Annotated in this window: 22 protein-coding genes; 14 read left to right on the top strand and 8 right to left on the bottom strand. The window is 64.3% G+C overall.

Annotated elements, in window-relative coordinates:
• Positions 1 to 35: 35 nt before the first annotated feature.
• From CH249_RS26360 to CH249_RS26325, 8 genes are read left to right on the top strand one after another with little or no spacing between them, the layout of a single operon-like run.
• Positions 36 to 875, top strand: a complete 840-nt coding sequence (locus tag CH249_RS26360) for a nitrilase-related carbon-nitrogen hydrolase (RefSeq protein WP_197914655.1) — start codon at positions 36 to 38, stop codon at positions 873 to 875.
• Entirely contained in the window at positions 875 to 2,296 is a 1,422-nt protein-coding gene (gene hydA / locus CH249_RS26355; protein WP_094682035.1) for a dihydropyrimidinase, read from the top strand. Before CH249_RS26360 ends, hydA begins: the two co-directional genes overlap by 1 nt.
• Positions 2,297 to 2,299: 3 nt before the next feature.
• Positions 2,300 to 3,331 carry a TIGR03842 family LLM class F420-dependent oxidoreductase gene (locus CH249_RS26350; RefSeq protein ID WP_032393473.1) on the top strand — a complete coding sequence of 344 codons (1,032 nt, stop codon included), beginning with the start codon at positions 2,300 to 2,302 and terminating at the stop codon, positions 3,329 to 3,331.
• Complete coding sequence (locus tag CH249_RS26345) at positions 3,328 to 4,263, top strand: ABC transporter permease (RefSeq protein ID WP_094682034.1); 936 nt, start codon at positions 3,328 to 3,330, stop codon at positions 4,261 to 4,263. The genes CH249_RS26350 and CH249_RS26345 overlap by 4 nt, the downstream gene beginning before the upstream one ends.
• Entirely contained in the window at positions 4,260 to 5,039 is a 780-nt protein-coding gene (locus tag CH249_RS26340) for an ABC transporter ATP-binding protein (protein WP_094682033.1), read from the top strand. The genes CH249_RS26345 and CH249_RS26340 overlap by 4 nt, the downstream gene beginning before the upstream one ends.
• Positions 5,036 to 5,779, top strand: coding sequence for an ABC transporter permease (locus CH249_RS26335; RefSeq protein ID WP_045194405.1), 744 nt, complete (start codon positions 5,036 to 5,038; stop codon positions 5,777 to 5,779). The genes CH249_RS26340 and CH249_RS26335 overlap by 4 nt, the downstream gene beginning before the upstream one ends.
• Before the next feature lie 9 nt (positions 5,780 to 5,788).
• Positions 5,789 to 6,925, top strand: coding sequence for an ABC transporter substrate-binding protein (locus CH249_RS26330; protein ID WP_094637960.1), 1,137 nt, complete (start codon positions 5,789 to 5,791; stop codon positions 6,923 to 6,925).
• Entirely contained in the window at positions 6,926 to 8,236 is a 1,311-nt protein-coding gene (locus CH249_RS26325) for an aspartate aminotransferase family protein (protein WP_094682032.1), read from the top strand. It begins immediately after the preceding gene.
• Here CH249_RS26325 and CH249_RS26320 read toward each other — a convergent pair whose 3' ends face one another.
• The 3 genes from CH249_RS26320 to CH249_RS26310 all read right to left on the bottom strand — a co-directional run bounded on the left by CH249_RS26320 (position 8,237) and on the right by CH249_RS26310 (position 10,766).
• Positions 8,237 to 9,619: an FAD-binding oxidoreductase gene (locus tag CH249_RS26320; RefSeq protein ID WP_032393479.1), complete on the bottom strand. Its 1,383-nt coding sequence runs from the start codon at positions 9,617 to 9,619 to the stop codon at positions 8,237 to 8,239.
• A gap of 90 nt (positions 9,620 to 9,709) precedes the next feature.
• Positions 9,710 to 10,246: a DUF3558 domain-containing protein gene (locus tag CH249_RS26315; protein WP_094682031.1), complete on the bottom strand. Its 537-nt coding sequence runs from the start codon at positions 10,244 to 10,246 to the stop codon at positions 9,710 to 9,712.
• A gap of 4 nt (positions 10,247 to 10,250) precedes the next feature.
• Positions 10,251 to 10,766: a DUF3558 domain-containing protein gene (locus CH249_RS26310; RefSeq protein ID WP_094647078.1), complete on the bottom strand. Its 516-nt coding sequence runs from the start codon at positions 10,764 to 10,766 to the stop codon at positions 10,251 to 10,253.
• A gap of 191 nt (positions 10,767 to 10,957) precedes the next feature.
• Between CH249_RS26310 and CH249_RS26305 the strand changes: the two genes are divergently transcribed.
• Complete coding sequence (locus CH249_RS26305; protein ID WP_032393481.1) at positions 10,958 to 11,269, top strand: hypothetical protein; 312 nt, start codon at positions 10,958 to 10,960, stop codon at positions 11,267 to 11,269.
• Positions 11,270 to 11,276: 7 nt separating this feature from the next.
• On the opposite strand, the gene CH249_RS26300 is transcribed toward CH249_RS26305, so the two are convergent.
• Positions 11,277 to 11,921, bottom strand: a complete 645-nt coding sequence (locus CH249_RS26300) for a Type 1 glutamine amidotransferase-like domain-containing protein (RefSeq protein ID WP_094682030.1) — start codon at positions 11,919 to 11,921, stop codon at positions 11,277 to 11,279.
• Entirely contained in the window at positions 11,918 to 12,358 is a 441-nt protein-coding gene (locus CH249_RS26295; protein ID WP_032393483.1) for an HIT family protein, read from the bottom strand. The genes CH249_RS26300 and CH249_RS26295 overlap by 4 nt, the downstream gene beginning before the upstream one ends.
• Before the next feature lie 254 nt (positions 12,359 to 12,612).
• Between CH249_RS26295 and CH249_RS26290 the strand changes: the two genes are divergently transcribed.
• Genes CH249_RS26290 through CH249_RS26280 form a run of 3 tightly spaced genes read left to right on the top strand, consistent with a single transcriptional unit; the run spans position 12,613 to position 15,475 of the window.
• A complete protein-coding gene (locus tag CH249_RS26290) occupies positions 12,613 to 13,731 on the top strand; it encodes a Re/Si-specific NAD(P)(+) transhydrogenase subunit alpha (protein ID WP_045194417.1) in 1,119 nt (372 codons plus the stop codon).
• A complete protein-coding gene (locus CH249_RS26285; RefSeq protein WP_032393485.1) occupies positions 13,731 to 14,054 on the top strand; it encodes an NAD(P) transhydrogenase subunit alpha in 324 nt (107 codons plus the stop codon). The genes CH249_RS26290 and CH249_RS26285 overlap by 1 nt, the downstream gene beginning before the upstream one ends.
• Positions 14,054 to 15,475, top strand: a complete 1,422-nt coding sequence (locus CH249_RS26280) for an NAD(P)(+) transhydrogenase (Re/Si-specific) subunit beta (RefSeq protein WP_032393486.1) — start codon at positions 14,054 to 14,056, stop codon at positions 15,473 to 15,475. Before CH249_RS26285 ends, CH249_RS26280 begins: the two co-directional genes overlap by 1 nt.
• A 43-nt stretch (positions 15,476 to 15,518) precedes the next feature.
• Here CH249_RS26280 and CH249_RS26275 read toward each other — a convergent pair whose 3' ends face one another.
• Positions 15,519 to 16,244, bottom strand: a complete 726-nt coding sequence (locus CH249_RS26275; protein ID WP_094682029.1) for a hypothetical protein — start codon at positions 16,242 to 16,244, stop codon at positions 15,519 to 15,521.
• Between the two features lie 589 nt (positions 16,245 to 16,833).
• Between CH249_RS26275 and CH249_RS26270 the strand changes: the two genes are divergently transcribed.
• Complete coding sequence (locus tag CH249_RS26270) at positions 16,834 to 17,160, top strand: hypothetical protein (protein WP_052049157.1); 327 nt, start codon at positions 16,834 to 16,836, stop codon at positions 17,158 to 17,160.
• A 111-nt stretch (positions 17,161 to 17,271) separates the two neighbouring features.
• A complete protein-coding gene (locus CH249_RS26265; protein ID WP_094647080.1) occupies positions 17,272 to 18,297 on the top strand; it encodes a phosphotransferase family protein in 1,026 nt (341 codons plus the stop codon).
• A gap of 4 nt (positions 18,298 to 18,301) precedes the next feature.
• Here CH249_RS26265 and CH249_RS26260 read toward each other — a convergent pair whose 3' ends face one another.
• Both CH249_RS26260 and CH249_RS26255 read right to left on the bottom strand, forming a co-directional pair.
• Entirely contained in the window at positions 18,302 to 18,775 is a 474-nt protein-coding gene (locus tag CH249_RS26260) for a thioesterase family protein (RefSeq protein ID WP_045194423.1), read from the bottom strand.
• Positions 18,776 to 18,785: 10 nt separating this feature from the next.
• Complete coding sequence (locus CH249_RS26255) at positions 18,786 to 20,003, bottom strand: benzoate/H(+) symporter BenE family transporter (RefSeq protein ID WP_094682028.1); 1,218 nt, start codon at positions 20,001 to 20,003, stop codon at positions 18,786 to 18,788.
• Positions 20,004 to 20,149 lie beyond the last annotated feature (146 nt).

Here is a 20,149-nt window from a genome sequence, read left to right as displayed (position 1 = left end):
GAGGGTGCAAGCCAGCGAGAGATGGAGTGCCAATGATGTCCACAGTTCGAGCTGCTCTGGTCCAAAGCAAGTGGACCGGTGACAAAGAATCGATGATCGCGGCGCACGAGGGGTTTGCTCGGTCCGCCGCCGAGCAGGGCGCGAAAGTCGTTTGTTTCCAAGAACTTTTCTACGGTCCGTACTTCTGTCAATTGCAGGATGCGAAATTCTACGAGTACGCAGAATCGGTACCCGGGCCGACCGTCGACCGTTTCGCCGCATTGGCGAAGGAACTCGGCATCGTGATGATTCTGCCCGTCTACGAGCAGGAACAACCCGGACTTCTGTACAACACCGCTGCCGTCGTCGATGCGGACGGCACCTATCTCGGCAAGTATCGAAAACACCACATTCCCCACGTGAACGGATTCTGGGAGAAGTTCTACTTTCGCCCGGGAAACCTGGGGTGGCCGGTGTTCGACACCGCGGTCGGCCGAATCGGTGTGTACATCTGCTACGACAGGCACTTTCCCGAGGGTTGGCGGGCGTTGGGCCTCGCCGGTGCCGAGATCGTCTTCAATCCCTCGGCCACCTCGCGGGGCCTGTCGAACTACCTGTGGAAGCTCGAACAGCCCGCATCCGCCGTCGCGAACGAGTACTACGTCGGCGCGATCAATCGAGTCGGAATCGAATCCGAATACGGTGACGACGACTTCTACGGAACCAGTTACTTCGTGGACCCCGAAGGCAAATTCGTCGGCGAGGTGGCGTCGGATTCCGAATCCGAAATAATCGTGCGTGACCTGGACATGGATTTGATCAAGGTGGTCCGCGACCGGTGGGCCTTCTATCGTGACCGTAGACCCGACGCATACGGCCCGTTGGTGCAACCCTGATGGCCACCACCTTCGTGCACGGCGGGACCGTGGTATCCACCACCGGCGCACAGGAATTGGATGTGCTCATCGACGGCGAGAGCATCGTCGCGGTACTGGCACCCGGATCGGTCTCCCTGGCCGCGGACCTGAAGACCTCGGCGGACGTGGTCGTCGACGCGACCGGAAAATACGTGATCCCGGGTGGGGTCGACGGGCACACTCACATGGAGATGCCCTTCGGCGGTACGTTCGCCTCCGACACCTTCGAAACCGGAACGCGCGCAGCGGCGTGGGGTGGCACGACGACGATCGTGGACTTCGCGATTCAGACTCCCGGTCAGCGCGTCCAGGACACTCTGGCGCAATGGCACGAGAAGGCCGCGGGGCAGTGTGCCGTCGACTACGGATTCCATCAGATCATCGGCGACGTGACCGACGATTCCTTGAAAGCCATGAGCGAGTTGGTATCCGAGGGCGTCACCAGTTTCAAACTCTTCATGGCCTACCCGGGTGTGTTCTACTCCGACGACGGCAAGATCCTGCGCGCCATGCAGTCCGCCGCCGAAACGGGTGCACTGCTGATGATGCATGCGGAGAACGGCATCGCGATCGATGTTCTCGTTGCTCAGTCGATCGCCCGTGGAGACACGGCCCCGTACTTCCACGGCACGTCACGGCCGTGGCAGCTCGAGGAGGAGGCGACGCATCGAGCGATAATGTTGGCCGACGTCACCGGTGCACCGCTCTACGTCGTACACGTCTCTGCCAAGCAGGCCCTGGAACAGATCGTGCAGGCCCGAGGCAACGGACAGAACGTCTTTGCCGAGACATGTCCGCAGTACCTGTATCTGTCGCTAGAGGAACAGCTCGGCGCTCCGGGCTTCGAGGGTGCCAAGTGGGTCTGCTCGACGCCGTTGCGGTCGCGAGCGGAGGGGCATCAGGACGAGTTGTGGCGATACCTGCGCACCGGAGACGTGTCGACCGTCAGTACCGATCACTGCCCCTTCTGCATGAAGGATCAGAAGGAGATGGGTATCGGTGATTTCTCGAAGATTCCCAACGGGATCGGCTCGGTGGAACACCGCATCGATCTGATGTTCCAGGGTGTCAAGAGCGGCAAGATCACGCTCGAGAAGTGGGTCGACGTCTGCTGTACCACCCCGGCCAGGATGTTCGGGATGTATCCGAGGAAAGGCGTCATCACCCCCGGTGCCGACGCGGACATCGTGATCTACGACCCGAACGGACACACCAGCATCGGCGTCGACAAGACCCACCACATGAACATGGACTATTCGGCGTACGAGGGTTTCGAGATCGACGGCCATGTCGACACCGTGATCTCGCGTGGCCGGATCATCGTCGACGGTGGATCCTATTCCGGCACTGCGGGACACGGCCGATTCGTCCGGCGCGACCTGTCGCAGAATCTGATCTGAGCCATGGACATCGGGGTAGTGCTCCAGTGCAATCCGCCGGCGTCCCGTGTGGTCGACCTGGCCAGACAGGCGGAGACACATGGCTTCTCGCACGTGTGGACGTTCGATTCGCATCTGCTGTGGCAGGAACCGTACGTCATCTACAGCCAGATTCTGGCCGCGACGAGGCGGGTGACCGTCGGTCCGATGGTCACCAATCCCGCCACCCGCGACTGGACGGTGACGGCATCGACGTTCGCGACGCTCAACGACATGTTCGGCAATCGGACCGTCTGCGGCATCGGCCGCGGTGATTCGGCCGTCCGCGCCCTCGGCGGGAAGCCGACAACCCTTGCCACGCTGCGGGAATCGATCGAGGTGATCCGTAGCTTGGCCAATGGGCGAAGTGCCCGGATCGGGGAGACGACAGTGCAGTTTCCGTGGGCGGAGCGGTCCCGACTCGAGGTGTGGGTCGCGGCGTACGGCCCCAAAGCCCTCGAGCTCACCGGACAGGTGGCAGACGGGTTCATTCTGCAGCTGGCTGATCCCGATATCGCAGCGTGGACGATCGGCCGGGTCCGCGCTGCGGCCGAGCAGGCGGGTCGCGATCCGGATTCGATCTCGATCTGCGTCGCCGCTCCCGCCTACGTCACCGACGGTACCGACGCAGGGCTCGAACACGCCCGAGATCAGTGTCGTTGGTTCGGCGGGATGGTGGGCAATCACGTCGCCGATATCGTCTCGCGGTACGGCGGCGACGGCAGCGGTGTGCCACAGGCACTCACCGACTACATCGCGGCGCGTGAAGGGTACGACTACAACGAGCACGGCCGCGCAGGCAATTCGCACGCAGAGTTCGTTCCGGACGAGGTGATCGACAGGTTCTGTCTGCTCGGCTCCCCGGCCGATCACATCGCGAAGCTGAAAGATCTCGAGGCTCTCGGTGTCGATCAGTTCTCGGTGTACCTGCAACACGATGCCAAGGCAGCGACGCTGGAAGCGTACGGGGAGAGCATAATTCCGCAGATCCGCCCGAGCGTGACGGCGACGTCGTGACGGGTGTTCTCGATCAGGCCTCGGTGGTGACACCTGCTCCCGCCGGTGCGCATCGAGGAGCGCGGCGTCCGTTGATGGCAGTGGGGGCCGTCGGCGTGCTGCTGGTGTTCTGGGAGTCGGTGAAAGTGCTCGTCCCCGACAACGGGGTGAGTATCGCCGGCGTGCGGGTGCTGCCCCGCACCGACGACGGAGCGCTACCGCACGTGTGGTCGGTGTTGGCAGCGCTGACCGAGCCGGAGGTGAACGTCACGGGGGCTCGCAGTGTCGGTGCGGCGATCGTGTCCAGTGGCCTGTTCACCTTCGGGCTCGCGGTACTCGGGTTCGCGCTGGGGACGGTGGTCGGGCTGGTGCTGGCGGTGGCGATGCAACGATTCGTGTGGGTCGAGCGCTCCGTACTGCCGTATGTGATCGTCTCGCAGACGGTTCCGCTGATCGCGTTGGCACCGCTCGTCGCAGGGTGGGGCGGAAAGATCGCAATCGGCGGTTACGCCTGGCAGCCGTGGATGAGCATCACCGTCATCGCGTCGTATCTTGCGTTCTTCCCGGTGGCGGTGGGGATGCTGCGCGGCCTGCGTGCACCCGATCGGGCAGCGTTGGACCTGATGCACAGTTACGCGTCCGGATGGTGGACCACACTCGTTCGACTACGCCTACCCGCCTCGGTGCCTCATCTGATTCCGGCGCTGCGTCTGGCCGCGGCCGCTGCCGTGATCGGTGCCGTGGTCGCCGAGATCTCCACCGGAACGACCGGCGGTATCGGCAGGCAGATCATCGTGTTCTCGCAGCAGGCAACAGGAGACGCATCCCGCCTTTACGCAGCCGTTCTCGGCGCAGCGGTGCTCGGACTGGTGGTGACCGGGTTGGTGTCACTGCTCGACATCGCACTGGGTCGGTACGCCGGTCGCTCGCCGGGTCGAAAGGATCGGTCATGACCGAGCATGCGGTACTCGTCGAGGGCGTCGGAAAGAAGTTCGACGGGGGAGTGACTGCGTTGGAGGACGTATCGCTCGCGATCGCCCCCGGCGAATTCGTCTCGCTGATCGGGCCCTCGGGGTGCGGTAAGTCGACGTTGCTCCGTATCGTTGCCGATCTCGAGCAACCCACGTCCGGTACTGCCTCGGTGTTCGGTCTGACTGCTCGCCGAGCCCGCGTCGATCAGAAGTACGGCATCGCCTTTCAGCAGGCCGGGCTGCTCGAGTGGCGCACAGTGCAATCCAACGTCGCATTGCCGCTCGAACTCCACAAGGTTCTCAAGAAGGAACGCGCAGAACGGGTTCGCGAACTACTGGACCTCGTCGGACTCACCGATTTCGCCGACAAGTTTCCCAGCCAGCTGTCCGGTGGGATGCAGCAACGAGTGGCGATCGCGCGGGCGCTGGCCCGAACGCCGGGACTGCTGCTGATGGACGAACCGTTCGGTGCCCTGGACGAGATGACCCGCGAGAAGATGCAGAACGACCTACTGCGCATCGCCGAGGAGTCGAGCGCAGCAGTGGTGTTCGTGACCCACTCGATTCCCGAAGCGGTCTACCTGTCCGATCGGGTGGTGGTGATGTCCGCTCGGCCGGGGCGGATCGTCGACACACTCACGATCGACAGATTCGACACGAACGACGATCCGCGCGAATCGGCGGAGTTCTTCTCGTCCATCACCGCGGTTCGGGATGCACTGCACGGCCGTTCGGTTCGAAGTGCGGATCTGCGATGAAGCTCTGGCTGCCACCGGTGGTGTTCGGGGCGGCGGCGCTCGCACTGTGGCAGTTGCTCACGGTCGTCGCGGGGGTTCCGTCGTTCCTGCTGCCGTCGCCGAGCGCCATCGCCGAGCAATTCGTGCGAAACCTCGGAAACATCGGATCGGCAAGTCTGGCAACGGGAACCAACGCTCTGGTGGGGTTGATCGCAGGCTCGGTCCTCGGTCTCCTGGCAGCAATGGCAGCAGTTCGCCTGCGGATCGTCGACGAACTGCTCACCCCGTTGGCAGCAGGTGCCGCAGCCGTTCCCATCGTCGCTCTCGCGCCGGTGTTCAACTCGATGTTCTCCTCGACCACCGATCTACCGCGCCGCCTCGTGGTCACCATCGTCGTGTTCTTCCCGGTCTTCGTCAGTGCGGCGAAGGGACTGCGTCAGGTCTCGGCCGTGCACCACGACCTCATGACGTCGTATGCCGTCGGTGGTTGGCAGTTCACCCGAATCGTCCGCCTCCCGTCCGCCGTTCCACACATCTTCACCGGGTTGCGGGTTGCCGCTCCCAATGCTGTCATTGCTGCCATCATCTGCGAGTACTTCGGTGGACTGCAGAACGGTTTGGGGTCGCGGATCACCTCCGCCGCGGCGAACACGGCCTACCCCCGGGCATGGGCCTACGTGATGGGTGCCATCGCAGTCGGTTTGCTCTTCTTTCTGGTTGTTCTGCTGCTCGAGAAGCTCGTGTCCCGGCGTCGTACCTAGGAGATGAACGTGAAGATCACCCGAACCCCCCGATCTCTTCTCGCCGCCGTGATGGCGCTTGCAGTGGTCGCCTCGGCGTGCAGTACCACCACGACAGACACCGACACCGGTGCCGACGGAGACACCACGATCAAGCTGCAATTGCAGTGGTTCAAGCAGGGCCAGTTCGCCGGCTACCTCGCCGCCGTCGATCAGGGTTTCTATGCGGAACAGGGGTTGGACGTCGAAATCCTGGACGGTGGAACGGATATCGTCCCGCAAACCGTGCTTGCCCAGGGGCAGGCCGACTACGCCATCGCGTGGGTACCGAAGGCGCTCGCATCCCGCGAGGCCGGAGCCGGCATCACCGACGTGGCTCAGATCTATCAGAAGTCGGGCACCCTGCAGGTCTCGTTCGAGGATCAGAACATCGCCTCACCCGCGGACCTCCGAGGCAAGACCGTCGGAAACTGGGGCTACGGAAACGAGTTCGAATTGTTCGCCGGAATGACGAAAGCGGGAGTGAGCCCGGCGGACGTGACGCTGGTACAGCAGCAGTTCGACATGAACGGCCTGTTGTCCGGTGATATCGCTGCAGCCCAGGCGATGTCGTACAACGAGTACGCTCAGTTGCTCGAGACCGTGAACCCGGCAACCGGAGCTCTCTACACCGCAGACGATTTCACCACGCTGAACTGGAACGACGACGGCGTCGCGATGCTGCAGGACGCGATCTGGGCCAACACCGACAAGCTCTCGGACGAGGCCTACCAGGAGCAGACCGTCAAATTCCTGGCGGCATCGTTGAAGGGCTGGATCTTCTGCCGCGACAACGTCGAAACGTGCCGCGACATCACCGTCGCTGCAGGCTCCACACTCGGCGCGAGTCACCAGCTCTGGCAGGTCAACGAGGTCAACAAACTGATCTGGCCGTCCGCGGATGGCATCGGCATGATCGACGAGGCGGCCTGGCAGCAGACCGTCGACATCGCCAAGAGCACCGAGAATGCCGAAGGATCGACGGTGCTGACCGCCGATCCCGATGCCGAGGCGTACACCAACGAGTACGTCACGCAGGCGCTCGATTTGTTGAAGGCCGACGGAGTGGACGTCACCGGAGAGTCGTACGCTCCGATGGAGGTCACACTGGAGGAAGGCGGCAAGTAGATGGATCACGTGTTCTACTCCTGGGCGGCGCAGGCCGAACTGAATCCGATCACCGTCGAGGGAGCGGAGGGGTCGTGGTTCTGGGACGACAAGGGCAACCGATACCTCGACTTCTCGTCGCAGTTGGTCAACGTCAATCTCGGTCATCAACACCCCGACGTGGTCGCCGCCATCGTCGAACAGGCTCAGGTTCTGACGACCATCTCCCCGACCGTGGCCAACAACAAGCGCAGTGAACTCGCCACGTTGATCGCCGAACGTGCGCCGGGTGATCTGAACCGAGTGTTCTTCACGACCGGTGGGGCGGAAGCCGTCGAGCATGCGGTGCGGTTGGCGCGACAGCACACCGGGCGTACGAAGATGCTTGCCGCGTATCGCTCGTACCACGGTGGAACCGGAGTTGCGATCGGTCTCACGGGCGAGCCGCGCCGATGGGGCACCGAGCCGACCAACGTCGACGTCGTACGTTTCTTCGGGCCGTACCCGTACCGCTCACCCTGGGGCACAACGACTCCCGAGGACGAGACGGCCGCAGCGCTGGCACACCTCGAGCAGGTCATCGTGCTCGAAGGTGCGCAGAACATCGCCGGACTGATCCTCGAATCGGTCATCGGCACCAACGGTGTGCTGATCCCGCCGCCCGGCTATCTGGCCGGCGTTCGAGCGCTGTGCGACAAGTACGGGATCGTCTACATCGCCGACGAGGTCATGGTCGGGTTCGGGCGCATCGGCGAATGGTTCGCCTGCCAGGCCTGGGATGTGACACCGGATCTCATCACGTTCGCCAAAGGCGTCAACTCCGGATACGTGCCCCTCGGCGGGGTCGTGATCTCGGAGAAGATCGCCTCGCAGTTCGACCACAAGCCGTACCCGGGCGGCTTGACCTACTCCGGTCACGTGCTCGGGTGCGCCGCGGGCGTGGCTTCCATCGGAGTGTTCGAGCGCGACAAGATCCTTCCTCACGTGCGTCACGTCGGCGAGGACGTACTCGGTGCGGGCCTGTCCAAGCTGGCCGAATCGCATCCGAGTGTGGGCGAGGTACGCGGTAAGGGATTCTTCTGGGCCGTCGAGCTGGTCAAGGACGGAACGACCCGAGAGCCACTGGTTGCCTTCGCCGCGTCGGGCAAGGACGCGGCGGCGATGGGCACGGTGACCGCCGCGGCGAAGTCACGTGGACTGTGGCCGTTCGTCGCAGGCAATCGCCTCCAGATCGCCCCTCCGCTGACGACGTCCGAGGACGAGATTCGTCAAGGACTGGAAGTCCTCGACGAGGTGCTGACGGTGGCGGACGGATTCACCGTCGACGGGTGATCACAGCACGGCACCGGGGTTGAGGATGCCCGCCGGATCGAGAGCGGTCTTGATTCGGCGGGTCAGTTCCATGACGTCCTCACCGACCTGATCGGGCAGCCACGCCTTCTTGAGGCGACCGACACCGTGTTCGCCGGTGATGGTGCCGCCCAACGAGATTGCCAGATCCATGATCGCGCCGAATGCGATGTTGGCGCGACGTGTCATGTCGGCGTCCTCGGGGTCGAAAACGATCAGCGGGTGAGTGTTGCCGTCACCGGCGTGGGCGATGACCGCCACCAGCACGTCGTATTTCGTGGACAGCTCGGCGATTCCGTCGACGAGGGCCGGAAGTGCGGGCAGCGGAACCCCGACGTCCTCGAGGAGCAGGCTGCCGAGTCGCTCGACAGCGGGAATGGCGAACCGCCGCGCGGCAGCGAAGGCCTCGCCCTCGTCGGGGTCGTCGGTGGTGAACACATCCGAGGCACCGGCCTCGGTGCACGCGGCCGCCATGATCTCGATCTCGCGGCCTCGGTCGGCACCGGGGGAGTCGGACCGAGCAATGAGCATCGCCGCCGCCTCGCGATCGAGCCCCATGTTCATGGCATCTTCGACGGCACCGATGGAAGCTCGGTCCATGAACTCGAGCATCGACGGGCGCAGTGTCCGGGTGATGGCCAGAATTGCGGCGGTTGCGTCGTGCACCGACGCGAACGAGGCGACCACCGTACTGGCGGGAGGTTGCGCCGGAATCAATCGAAGAGTGATCTCGGTGATGATGCCCAGCGTTCCCTCGGAGCCGACGAACAGCTTCGCAAGGGACAGACCCGCAACGTCTTTCAGTCGTGGCCCGCCGAGCCGGACGGCGGTACCGTCGGCCAGGACGACCTCGAGACCGAGAACGTAATCGGTGGTGACGCCGTACTTCACACAGCACAGTCCGCCCGCGTTGGTGGCCGCATTGCCTCCGATGGAACACATCTCGAACGAGGACGGATCCGGTGGGTACCAGAGGCCGTGTTCGGCGACGGCCTTTTTGACCTCCGCGTTGAGCAGTCCGGGTTGTACGACGGCGATGCGGGTCACCGGATCGACGGTGATCTCTCGCATCAACTCGGTGGTGAGCACGATTCCGCCGTCCACGGCGGTGGCTCCACCGGACAGACCCGATCCCGCGCCGCGTGGGACGACCGCCACGGCGTGCTCGGTGGCCCACCGCATCACGGCACGAACGTCCTCGGTGGACTGTGCGCGCACGACGGCCAGCGGGGTGCCCGCGTCGGGATCCTTCGCCCAGTCGCGTCGATAGCCCTCGGTGATGTCCGGGTCGGTGACCACCGAGCCGGGTGAAAGAAGGGATTCGAGCGCACTCAGGCGGGCATCTGCATCGGTCGTCACGGACATCTCGGTCTCCTCACGTCAGAAATGTGACCGTCGACACTCGAGTCTGTCACGGCGGAGCGTGGGGCGGAGTCGGGGTCGGTCGACGCTCGGTCACTGGTTGCGTTGCAGTGTCAGTTCTGCAAGTTCCGTGGCGGCGGCGCACGGGTCGGTCGGACTGGTGCCTCGGTACTGCACCCACCAGGTGATGACGCCCGAATACGCCGCGCTGATTCCGCACGACGACGGGTCGGCCGGTCGTCGTGACAGGAACGCCGTGGTGCCGGCAACAGGGACGTTCTCGGTCGCGTAGCCGAGCCGCTCGGCCAGCTCTCGCTCGCGAGAGAGCGCATCGTCCTCGAACCAGGCGAAGGTCACGTCGATGAGCCCGGCGGCACCGATGCCCGTCCACATGCACACTGCACCGTAGAAGTACTGATCGACGAGGTCGGCACCCACTGTGTCGGCGATGGTGGGATCCGGGACGGCGATGCACTCCTCGAGCAGCTTGTCGAACTCTCCGCTGTCGGCCGATCGAGCAGGTACCGCCGTACCGGCCACGGTGGTGGTGCATCCCGTACCGACGGCCGCAGTGACGAGGACAGCGGCGAGGATGCGACGGTTGGACTCGGTGGAGGGGAACGTCCTCATGGGGCTACTTCGCCTTCGACATCGTGGTTCGTGCCAGATCCTCGACGACGTCGCAGGAATCGCGGGGCCCGTCGATCACGTAGTTGACGGACCAGTGCACGAAGCCGTCCCCGTTCTCGACCCCGGCCTCGCACGACGCTCCCGACGCCGCGGCGGTGAATCCCGGGTGACCGTCCACATCGATGCGCTCGATGGTGCGGCCGACGGCTTCGGCCACGGATCTCTCTCGGTCGATGGGGCTGCCGCGATACCAGGTGAACATCGCGTACGCGCCGGTCGCGGATTCCCATCGACACCGAACGGCGTTCTCGGACACCACCGTCAGGTCGGATACGGCCGTGAGTCTCTGCACTTCCGTGTTGTCCATCGACCCGCATTCGCCGACGAAGAGTTCTTCGGTGACGGGCTGTTCGGCCGTCTCGGGCGAATTCGGATCGGCCTCGGTTCCCGGCGTGTTCGAGCATCCCACCAGCCCGCACGCGATCGCTGCGATCGACGCTGCAACGGCTCGGGTGCCCACGAATGCGGACTTTACCCACCCTGTTCGAGGTGGGTGAGCCTTTTCCGGAAGCGAGTCACATCAGTAACACCAGCCTCAGGCGTTACCAGATCGATGCGTCGTCGACACGCAAATTTGTAGTTCGCCACGCTAGCGTCCAGCGCAGCGAATCTCGCACCCCATGTGGTGCGAGTCGACAAGGAGGCTGCACCATGATCGATCCCGGAAGTGACTCCTGGAACTACGTGGCCGCGATGTTCTCGTACGAATTCCTCGGGGGCGGAATCGAATACGACACCATCGAGCGCATTCACCGAGGCGAGGTCGACGAATGGGTTCAGGCGTTGACCCAGTCCGGATTGTTCGATCGAGCCACCATCGCGCAGATTGCCCACTCGTGGCATCAGGCCCCTCGGCAGTTGTTCGACATGCTGGTGCTCGACGCGGACGAAATGACCGCAAGGCGGTGCTCGCTGGCGTGGTCCTCGCTGGATCGACTCGCTCCACTTGCCCGCCTGGGCTGACCGACGGTCAACTACCGAGCACACGCGTCCCCGACGCGTCGACGACGATGGCCTGGTCGTCGGTCAACCCGTGACAGTCCATGCCGGCCCGGCGAAGGCGCTGCACCGTCACATGCCCCGAATTCTGCTCGTCGAGAACGGAATTCAGGTGCGGGACAATGGAGAAATCCACCAGACCCAACCCGGTCCACACCGGATCGACACCGGTGGCGTGCCGAACCTCGCCCGGGTCGTCCGCGTCCTCGACTCCGATCAACGACGGTGCGGCCACACAGGCACCCGCACTGTATCCGCCGTACGCGATCGATCCTCGCCGAACTCGGTCGGCCAGAACCTCGTCCGCACCCGAGCGGGCGAGCTGAGCGCGCAGGACGAAGGTGTTGCCCCCGCGCACCCACACCGCACCGAATCCTTCGAGCTCGCGCTCGAATGCCGCGGGCCGACCCACGTACTCGCGCAGATCCAGCTCCGCCGGCCGATACCCGAGAGCGCGCAGCGGACCGAACTCACTGCGAAGCGAGGACTCGCGAGCGGCGGCGGGCCACGCGTCCGACGCGTTCGCGATCACCGCGAGATCGGACGGCGGCCCGGTCAGCTCGACGAAAGCAGCCGAGTGGCCCCCGAATCGATACGACGACAGGAACAGTCTCACGCCGTCGATTCGCCGTTCAGCCGGGCCAGCCCGACGCGAACGGCGTCCGCGACATGCTCGGGCTCACGCAGGCGGCGCGTCACGAACCCGGTAGCGAACCGCAGCCGGTCCCGATGCCAGCGAGGCACCACGTGCAAGTGCAGGTGGAAAACCGTCTGAAACGCGGCCTTGCCGTCGTTGATCACGAGGTTGGCTCCGTCGGCGCGCAGATCCGAGTGGCGCACCGCGCGCGCCAGCGTGTGACCGACGCGAAATACGTCGGCGGCCGCGTCCGGATGGGTCGAGTTCAGATCGGTGGCGTGCTCGCGCGGGACGACGAGCAGGTGTCCGCGACTGACCGGCCGGATGTCGAGAAAGGCCATCGCGTGGTCGTTCTCGAACACGCGGTGTGCGGGGGCGTCGCCGGCGACGATGGCACAGAAGATGCAAGATTCCACGGTTGTCACTGTAGGGTCCGATCATCACCGATAGACCTGTGTGGCGTGCATCACAATTGCCCGCCCTGTAACTGCGGAATGCCGAACGGACTCGATTCAGAACGAATCGGACTGTGTTCCGAGTTACCCGTGGTCTGTTTCCTCTGGCTACTATCAGGGACCTTGTGCCTTTGTCGCATGGGTTCGTCCACTCGTCGCAAGCTCGGGGCCGTTGGCCGATCAGTGGACACCATTCAACGCAGGAAGACGGAGATTTGGATACATCGCAGAGCACTGAGAAGGGTTCGGGATCCACGACCGTGGTCGGTGTGGTTCGGGAATCGGGGGAGGGCGAACGTCGCGTCGCCCTGGTGCCCAAGATCGTTGCCTCCCTGACGGGTAAGGGCGTCGAGATCGTCGTCGAATCGGGTGCCGGTCTGGGCGCTCTGATTCCCGACGAGCTGTACGTCGCCGCCGGAGCGACCATCGGTGATCCATGGTCGGCGGACGTCGTGGTGAAGGTCGCGCCGCCGTCCGACGCCGAGATCGCCAAGCTGTCGTCGGGTTCGACGCTCATCGGATTTCTGGCACCGCGCAACGCGGAGAACAGCATCGGGGCGTTGAAGGCGGCCGGAGTGCAGGCCTTCGCCGTCGAAGCGATCCCGCGGATCTCGCGGGCGCAGGTGATGGACGCACTGTCGTCTCAGGCCAATGTCGCCGGATACAAGGCCGTCCTGCTGGCCGCGTCCGAGTCCACCCGATTTTTCCCGATGCTCACCACTGCCGCGGGCACCGTCAAGCCTGCCACCGTGCTGGTGCTGGGTGTGGGCGTGGCAGGTCTGCAGGCGCTTGCCACCGCGAAGCGTCTCGGCGGCCGGCCCACCGGGTACGACGTGCGCCCGGAGGTGGCGGACCAGGTTCGCTCCGTCGGGGCGCAGTGGCTCGATCTCGGGATCGACGCCGCAGGTGAGGGCGGGTACGCGCGTGAGCTGACCGAGGACGAGCGGGTGCAACAGCAGAAGGCTCTCGAGGAGGCCATCAAGGGATTCGACGTGGTCATCACCACCGCGTTGGTGCCCGGACGCCCCGCCCCGCGACTGGTCACGGCCGCAGCCGTCGAGGGCATGAAGCCCGGCAGCGTCGTGGTCGACCTCGCCGGTGAGACCGGCGGCAACTGTGAGCTCACCGAGCCCGGAGAGACCGTCGTCAAGCACGACGTGACCATCTGCTCGCCGTTGAACCTGCCTGCCTCGATGCCCGAGCACGCCAGCGAGCTGTACTCGAAGAACATCTCGGCATTGCTCGAACTCATGCTGGTCGACGGCAAGCTCGCCCCCGACTTCTCGGACGAGGTTCTCGCCGGTGCCTGCGTGACACGTGAGAAGGAGAACTGATGTACACCCCGCTGCTCGCGAACATAGCGATCCTGGTGTTGTCCGGGTTCGTCGGCTTCGCGGTGATCTCCAAGGTGCCCAACACCTTGCACACCCCGTTGATGTCGGGCACCAATGCCATCCACGGCATCGTCGTGCTCGGCGCGTTGGTCGTCCTGGGCAAGGTGGACGATCCGTCCATCGGATTGCAGGTGATCCTGTTCGTGGCGCTGGTCTTCGGAACGGTCAACGTGATCGGTGGATTCGTCGTCACCGACCGCATGCTCGGCATGTTCAAGTCCAAGCCTGTCCCTGCCAAGGCCGAGAAGGGCGCTGACTCCTGATGGACAATCTCGTCAACATCCTCTACATCGTCGCGTTCGCGATGTTCATCTACGGTCTGATGGGTCTGACGGGCCCGAAGACCGCTGTCCGCGGCAATCAGATCGCCGCCGTCGGCATGTTCATCGCAGTGGTGGCGACCCTCATCTCCATCCGAGACACCGGCAACTGGATTCTCATCGTCGTCGGCCTGGTCGTCGGCGTCGCTCTCGGTATCCCTCCCGCGCGTCGGGTCAAGATGACGGCAATGCCGCAGTTGGTGGCTCTGTTCAACGGCGTCGGCGGTGGAACGGTTGCACTGATCGCCTGGGCCGAGTTCCTCGACACATCGGGATTCTCGAACTTCAAGCACGGCGAATCGCCGACGGTCCACATCGTCATCGGGTCGCTGTTCGCGGCGATCATCGGGTCGATCTCGTTCTGGGGATCGCTGATCGCGTTCCTCAAGCTGCAGGAGACCCTGCCCGGTTCGCCCATCACCATCGGCAAGTTGCAGCAGCCGCTCAACGCTCTGCTGCTGATCGGTGCCGTGGCGGCTGCGGTGGTCATCGGAATCAACGCCACTCCGGGCGGCGGGGTGTCGCAGTGGTGGATCGTGGCGGTTCTCGTACTCGCCGGAATCTTGGGTCTGACGGTCGTGCTGCCCATCGGCGGCGCGGACATGCCGGTCGTCATTTCGTTGCTCAACGCTCTGACCGGTCTGTCCGCTGCGGCGGCAGGTCTGGCGCTCAACAACACAGCGATGATCGTCGCAGGCATGATCGTCGGCGCGTCCGGCACGATTCTGACCAACCTCATGGCCAAGGCCATGAACCGTTCCATCCCGGCGATCGTCGCCGGCGGATTCGGTGGCGGCGACGCGGCTGCCGGGCCTGCGGGTGCAGGCGGCGGAACCGCGAAGGCCACGTCCGCGGCGGATGCGGCGATCCAGATGGCCTACGCCAACCAGGTCATCGTCGTACCCGGATACGGACTCGCGGTTGCGCAGGCGCAGCATGCGGTCAAGGACATGGCCAAGCTACTGGAGTCGAAGGGCGTCGAGGTCAAGTACGCCATTCACCCCGTGGCCGGTCGCATGCCCGGGCACATGAACGTGCTGCTCGCCGAGGCCGATGTCGCGTACGACGCGATGAAGGAAATGGACGACATCAACGACGAATTCTCCCGTACCGACGTCACGTTGGTCATCGGTGCGAACGACGTGACCAACCCGGCGGCGCGCAACGATCCGTCGAGCCCGATTCACGGGATGCCGATCCTGAACGTCGATCAGTCGAAGTCGGTCATCGTTCTGAAGCGGTCGATGTCGTCCGGGTTCGCCGGCATCGAGAACCCGTTGTTCTTCGCCGAGGGCACCTCGATGCTGTTCGGTGACGCGAAGAAGTCGGTGTCCGAGGTGACCGAGGAGCTCAAGGCCCTCTAGTCACGAGCAGTCAGCAGTCAGATGGGGCGCTTCCGGTTGTTCGTCAACGGGAGCGCCCCATTTTGCGTTGAACGGCCAGAGCGGCCGTGTCGAGCGGGTTGCGAGCTTCGCGGGCAGCTGCGACGGGCGAGTAGAGCATGACGATCGAGCACGCCGGCCACCACACGAACACGATCGACGCTGCGCTCACGATCCCGGTCACGGACGCGGAACCGACGAAAAGAGCAGCCGCCGCGACCGCGAGCGTTGCGACGGTGCCCAGGCCGAGGACCACGGGCCGCCATGCTGCGGACGCCACCATGGACGCTGCTCCGAGTAGAGAGGCCACCGCGACGAGTTGACCGTTCGGAAGATCTGCCGACGGCATCGACGCTCCCAGGACCTCGCGAGCGAGCGCACTGCTGACGACGGCACCGATGGTGCAGGCGATCACCACCCCGATCCCGAACGGCAGCTTTCGTATCAGCGCCACGACGGCGAGCGCGGCGACGGCGATCAACACCGCGGTCACATCGATCGCATCGAGTACGTGAGTGGCCAGTGCCGTGGCAGGGGTCGATTCGACGGACGTCGAGGGTGCGACCTGCGGTGCCAACATCAGGATCATCAGCAACAGGACGGCAGAGGCAGCGGACACGGCCGAGCGAGCGACCACGGCGCGCCGCCGCGGACGGGTGGGGGCACTGGACGACACCGCTGGCGTCTCGGCGTCGGTTTCGGCGTGACGGGACGCTTGGATCGGTCCGGAACCGAGGCTCGGTGTTGGCATGCGGCCACGGTGCCCGACTCAGCTGAACATCGGATGTGAGGAAGTTGGGAACGAGCTGATTGTTTTCGTAATAACGTTTCGATCACGCAGCGGCCTGAGGGGTTTCGAAAAGTGAGCGGCAGGATGCTCACTTCGTCAAATTCTGCATGTCGGCAAATCGGCCACAAGTCGGGGAAAGAGATCGAAAACTGGCCCGATACAGAACTGCGTGCCTTCTTGCAGCTCGTGTAGCGGAGGCATGCTGAGTTCGAGTTGCTGCAGTCGGACGTCGGTCCGAATGGTGCGAATGCCCTCCGAACTGGCGTTTTGTGGATAACTTGTTTCCTGTCACAGCATTTCGTAAACCAAACTATGACTTCGTTGCAAGACGTTGATTGGATGGGTCCAAGTGTGTGACGATAGTCACAGAGTCCAGTTCACCCTGGGCGAGACCGACCAAAAGGGCGTAGTTTCAGCCGCATCGGAAACCCGCAATCGACCGTTACAGCCAAATCGATAACGATCTGGAAACGGACCGTGGTACCCGTCACAACCCGTTGGAATCGGGTATTCGACACCTACGGACGCCGACAACTCGAGGGAGAAGAACATGACCGCAATGTCTCAGGGACAGCTCGCTATGGTCCGCGCGTTCTTTTGCAACGAGTTCCAAGCGGACTCGCTCGACCGATCGACCGTGCCCGATCCCACGGCCGACGCCGTCGCCGAATGGATCGACGCTCTGGCAACCAGCGGACTGTTCGCACCTGCCGAAGTGCGGAACATCTCCTCCGTCTGGGCCTCCGAGCCGGAGACGATGGTTGCCCTGTTGGTCGGTGAAGTGGACGAAATTGCCGTCAAGCGCAACGAGGTAGCCGCTCCGGCTCCGGCGATCGCGACTCCAGCGCTGATCTCCGCGTTCGAGCGCGCAAGTTGATTGGCCCCGCTCGGTGCCTCGGCACCCGAGCGGGTTCAGCTTCGCTACTATCGGTCGAATTCCGATGACGGCAGTCGACAACGGTGTCGCGCGGCGAAGTGAGGGTTCTGTATGGGTGCGGTGGGACTGGACGAAGACGCGGTATCGACCTGGATCGCAGGATTGGGAATCGGCGCAACCTCGCCTCTCACCTTCCATCGGATCGGTAATGGTCAGTCCAATCTCACCTACGCAGTTCGTGATGCCGGCGGCAGTAGCTGGGTGCTTCGGCGTCCACCACTGGGGAAACTGTTGGCGTCCGCACACGATGTGGTGCGTGAGCATCGAATTCTGTCGGGCCTGCAGAACACGGCGGTTCCGGTTCCGAAAATGATTGCGATGACCGAGGATTCGTCGGTGTCCGAGGTCCCACTCGTGCTGATGAGTTTCGTCGACGGGATCGTCGTCGACTCGGTGGCGGTAGCCGAAGGACTCGACCCCGATCACAGGCGCCGAGTTGGGCTCGGCCTCACGGTCGCGCTGTCCGACATCCATCGCGTGGATCTGGACTCCTCGGGTCTGGCCGATCTGGCCAGTCACAAGCCGTACGCCGCTCGCCAGCTCGCCCGGTGGACCAAGCAATGGCAATCCTCGCGCACTCGCGACGTACCCGGTATCGATTCGCTGGCAACGCGATTGGCAGCCGGCATTCCATCGCAGCACGAGGTGACTCTGGTGCACGGAGACTTCCACCTCAGCAACGTCATCACGGCCCGCGACGACGGCCGTGTCGCCGCGGTTGTCGACTGGGAGCTGTGCACACTCGGAGACCCCTTGGCGGACCTCGGAGGACTTCTGGCCTATTGGCCGCAAGCCGACGACGGGGTCGCCGGTCCCTTCATGGCGTCGACTCTGCCGGGCTTTCCTACTCGGGCCGAACTCGTCGAGTCGTATGCGGGGCACACCGGCCGCGACGTCTCCGATGTCGGATTCTGGCAGGTACTGGCGCTGTGGAAGCTCTCGATCATCGCCGAAGGTGTCATGCGCCGGATGGAAGCAGACTCGCGAAACCGGGCGGTGGCAGGCGGGCCGACCACGACGCTCATCGACGACATCGTCAGCAGGGCTCTGCGTACGGCCGACGAGATCGGGCTGTAGTCGGTCAGGCCGACGCCGTCCCGATCACCAAAGTGCGAGCTGCAGTCTCGATTTCGGGCGGAATCGCCACCGGCCTACGGGTGACCCCATCGACGTACACGTGTACGAATCGACCCCTGGCCGCCAGCTCCAACGCATCGTCGTCGGCTTCGCGGAACAACCCGAGCGAGTACACGATGCTGCGGGTGCCCAGCTTCTCGACTGCCAGGCCCACCTGAAGGCGATCCGGAAAGCTCAATTCGGACAGGTATCGGCACGAGGTTTCGGCAACGACACCGATCGCAGGCAGTGTCCTGATATCGAGACCGGTCGTCTCCATCAGCCAACCGTTGACGGCGGTGTCGAAATAGGCGTAGTAGGTGACGTTGTTGACGTGGCCGTAGTGGTCGTTGTCGTCCCATCTCGTCGTCACCGGCCACAGTGCCGGAAAATCCGATGCGTGTGACAAGTCCGACGCGGGGCTCACTCGATCGGTCATGAACGTGACCCTAACCAGTGGCGTCGGTAGCTGGCGTCGCCGGGGACTGCCGACGCAGGATCGCTCGGACCATCAGACCGACGACCAAGGCCCAGAACGCGGAGCCGATTCCTGCGAATGTCAGGCCGGACGCAGCGACGAGGAATGTCAGAACCGTTGCTTCTCTGTCCGCTGCATGTTCCAGCGCGCCGAACAACGACGCCGCGAGGGTCCCCAACAGGGCAAGCCCGGCAACTGTTTCCACCACACCTGCGGGAGCGGCAGCGACCAGGGTGGCCAGGGCGGTGGAGAGAAGCGCCAGCACCAGGTAGGACGATCCGGCCGAGAAGGCGGCGATCCATCGCCGCTTCGGGTCAGGATGGGCACTGGGATTCGCCGACAGCGCAGCGCTGATCGCGGCGAGGTTGATCGTGTGACCGCCGGCGAATGCGCCCAGGACGGTTCCGGTTCCGGTGACGGTCATCGACGCACGCCAGGGAATGCGGAACCCGAACGACGCCATGACCGTGACGCCGGGGATGTTCTGGGACGCCATCGTGACGATGTACAGCGGCACCGCGATACCTATTGTGGCCTGCCAGCTCCAGTGCGGAACCGTCCAGTCGATTCGGGGGACCAGATCGTTCGGCGCGATCGGAATGCCGCCGCCGACCAGACCGGCCGCGATCACCACCGCCGCCGCGGCGAATGCTGCCGGAACTGCCCAACGTGCACTGAACCGCAGGACCACGAGCCAGACCAGGACCACCGGAGCCACCTGGGCGGGGGAGTCGGCGAAGGCGACCACCGGTGCTGCGCAGAGAGGAAGGAGAACTCCGGCCAGCATCGCCTGCGCGAGTGGCACCGGAATTGTCGACACGAGTGCGCCGAGTCTCGGCCACAGGCCCGTCAGGACGATCAGGACTCCGACGGTGACGAACGCACCCACCGCCGCGGGCCACCCTCCGACCACCATGCCGGTTCCGGCGAGCAGCGCCGCGCCCGGTGTCGACCACGCCAGAGTGATGGGCTGTCTGTATCTGCGCGCGAGCCACATCATTCCCACGGCCTGGGTGACGCACAGTGCCAGCAAACCGGATGCCGCCTCGGTCGGGCTGGCACCTACCGCCCGCAGGCCCGTCAGTACAACGGCGAACGAGCTGGTGAAGCCGACCAGTGAGGCCACGATTCCAGCGCTGACGGGGGTGGAGAGTGGCGTCGGTCTGTCGGCAGCGTCGGCGGTGGTCACGACTGACGATGATGCACTGTGGGCCGTCGCCTGTCGCGTCGTTTCCCGTCGAGCCGAGTCGCCACCAGGGGTCGGTGGTCGAATGCTGTCGGGGCACCGCCGATGTGACGTAGTCTCTTGGTTGGACCGGACCAGTCCGTACCGCT

The organism is Rhodococcus sp. 05-2255-3B1, assembly GCF_002258545.1.
GTDB lineage: Bacteria > Actinomycetota > Actinomycetes > Mycobacteriales > Mycobacteriaceae > Rhodococcoides.
The sequence above is the reverse complement of the archived record's forward strand: the minus strand, read 5'-3'. Positions and strand labels throughout refer to the sequence as shown.

Excerpts from the sequence above, each read along its gene's own strand:
- CH249_RS26315 (WP_094682031.1), bottom strand. The coding sequence starts at position 10,246 with ATGAGGACGTTCCCCTCCACCGAGTCCAACCGTCGCATCCTCGCCGCT.
- CH249_RS26350 (WP_032393473.1), top strand. The coding sequence starts at position 2,300 with ATGGACATCGGGGTAGTGCTCCAGTGCAATCCGCCGGCGTCCCGTGTG.
- CH249_RS26360 (WP_197914655.1), top strand. The coding sequence starts at position 36 with ATGTCCACAGTTCGAGCTGCTCTGGTCCAAAGCAAGTGGACCGGTGAC.
- CH249_RS26335 (WP_045194405.1), top strand. The coding sequence starts at position 5,036 with ATGAAGCTCTGGCTGCCACCGGTGGTGTTCGGGGCGGCGGCGCTCGCA.
- CH249_RS26305 (WP_032393481.1), top strand. The coding sequence starts at position 10,958 with ATGATCGATCCCGGAAGTGACTCCTGGAACTACGTGGCCGCGATGTTC.
- CH249_RS26270 (WP_052049157.1), top strand. The coding sequence starts at position 16,834 with ATGACCGCAATGTCTCAGGGACAGCTCGCTATGGTCCGCGCGTTCTTT.
- CH249_RS26340 (WP_094682033.1), top strand. The coding sequence starts at position 4,260 with ATGACCGAGCATGCGGTACTCGTCGAGGGCGTCGGAAAGAAGTTCGAC.
- CH249_RS26325 (WP_094682032.1), top strand. The coding sequence starts at position 6,926 with ATGGATCACGTGTTCTACTCCTGGGCGGCGCAGGCCGAACTGAATCCG.
- CH249_RS26260 (WP_045194423.1), bottom strand. The coding sequence starts at position 18,775 with ATGACCGATCGAGTGAGCCCCGCGTCGGACTTGTCACACGCATCGGAT.
- CH249_RS26280 (WP_032393486.1), top strand. The coding sequence starts at position 14,054 with ATGGACAATCTCGTCAACATCCTCTACATCGTCGCGTTCGCGATGTTC.
- CH249_RS26285 (WP_032393485.1), top strand. The coding sequence starts at position 13,731 with ATGTACACCCCGCTGCTCGCGAACATAGCGATCCTGGTGTTGTCCGGG.
- CH249_RS26265 (WP_094647080.1), top strand. The coding sequence starts at position 17,272 with ATGGGTGCGGTGGGACTGGACGAAGACGCGGTATCGACCTGGATCGCA.
- CH249_RS26275 (WP_094682029.1), bottom strand. The coding sequence starts at position 16,244 with ATGCCAACACCGAGCCTCGGTTCCGGACCGATCCAAGCGTCCCGTCAC.
- hydA (WP_094682035.1), top strand. The coding sequence starts at position 875 with ATGGCCACCACCTTCGTGCACGGCGGGACCGTGGTATCCACCACCGGC.
- CH249_RS26320 (WP_032393479.1), bottom strand. The coding sequence starts at position 9,619 with ATGTCCGTGACGACCGATGCAGATGCCCGCCTGAGTGCGCTCGAATCC.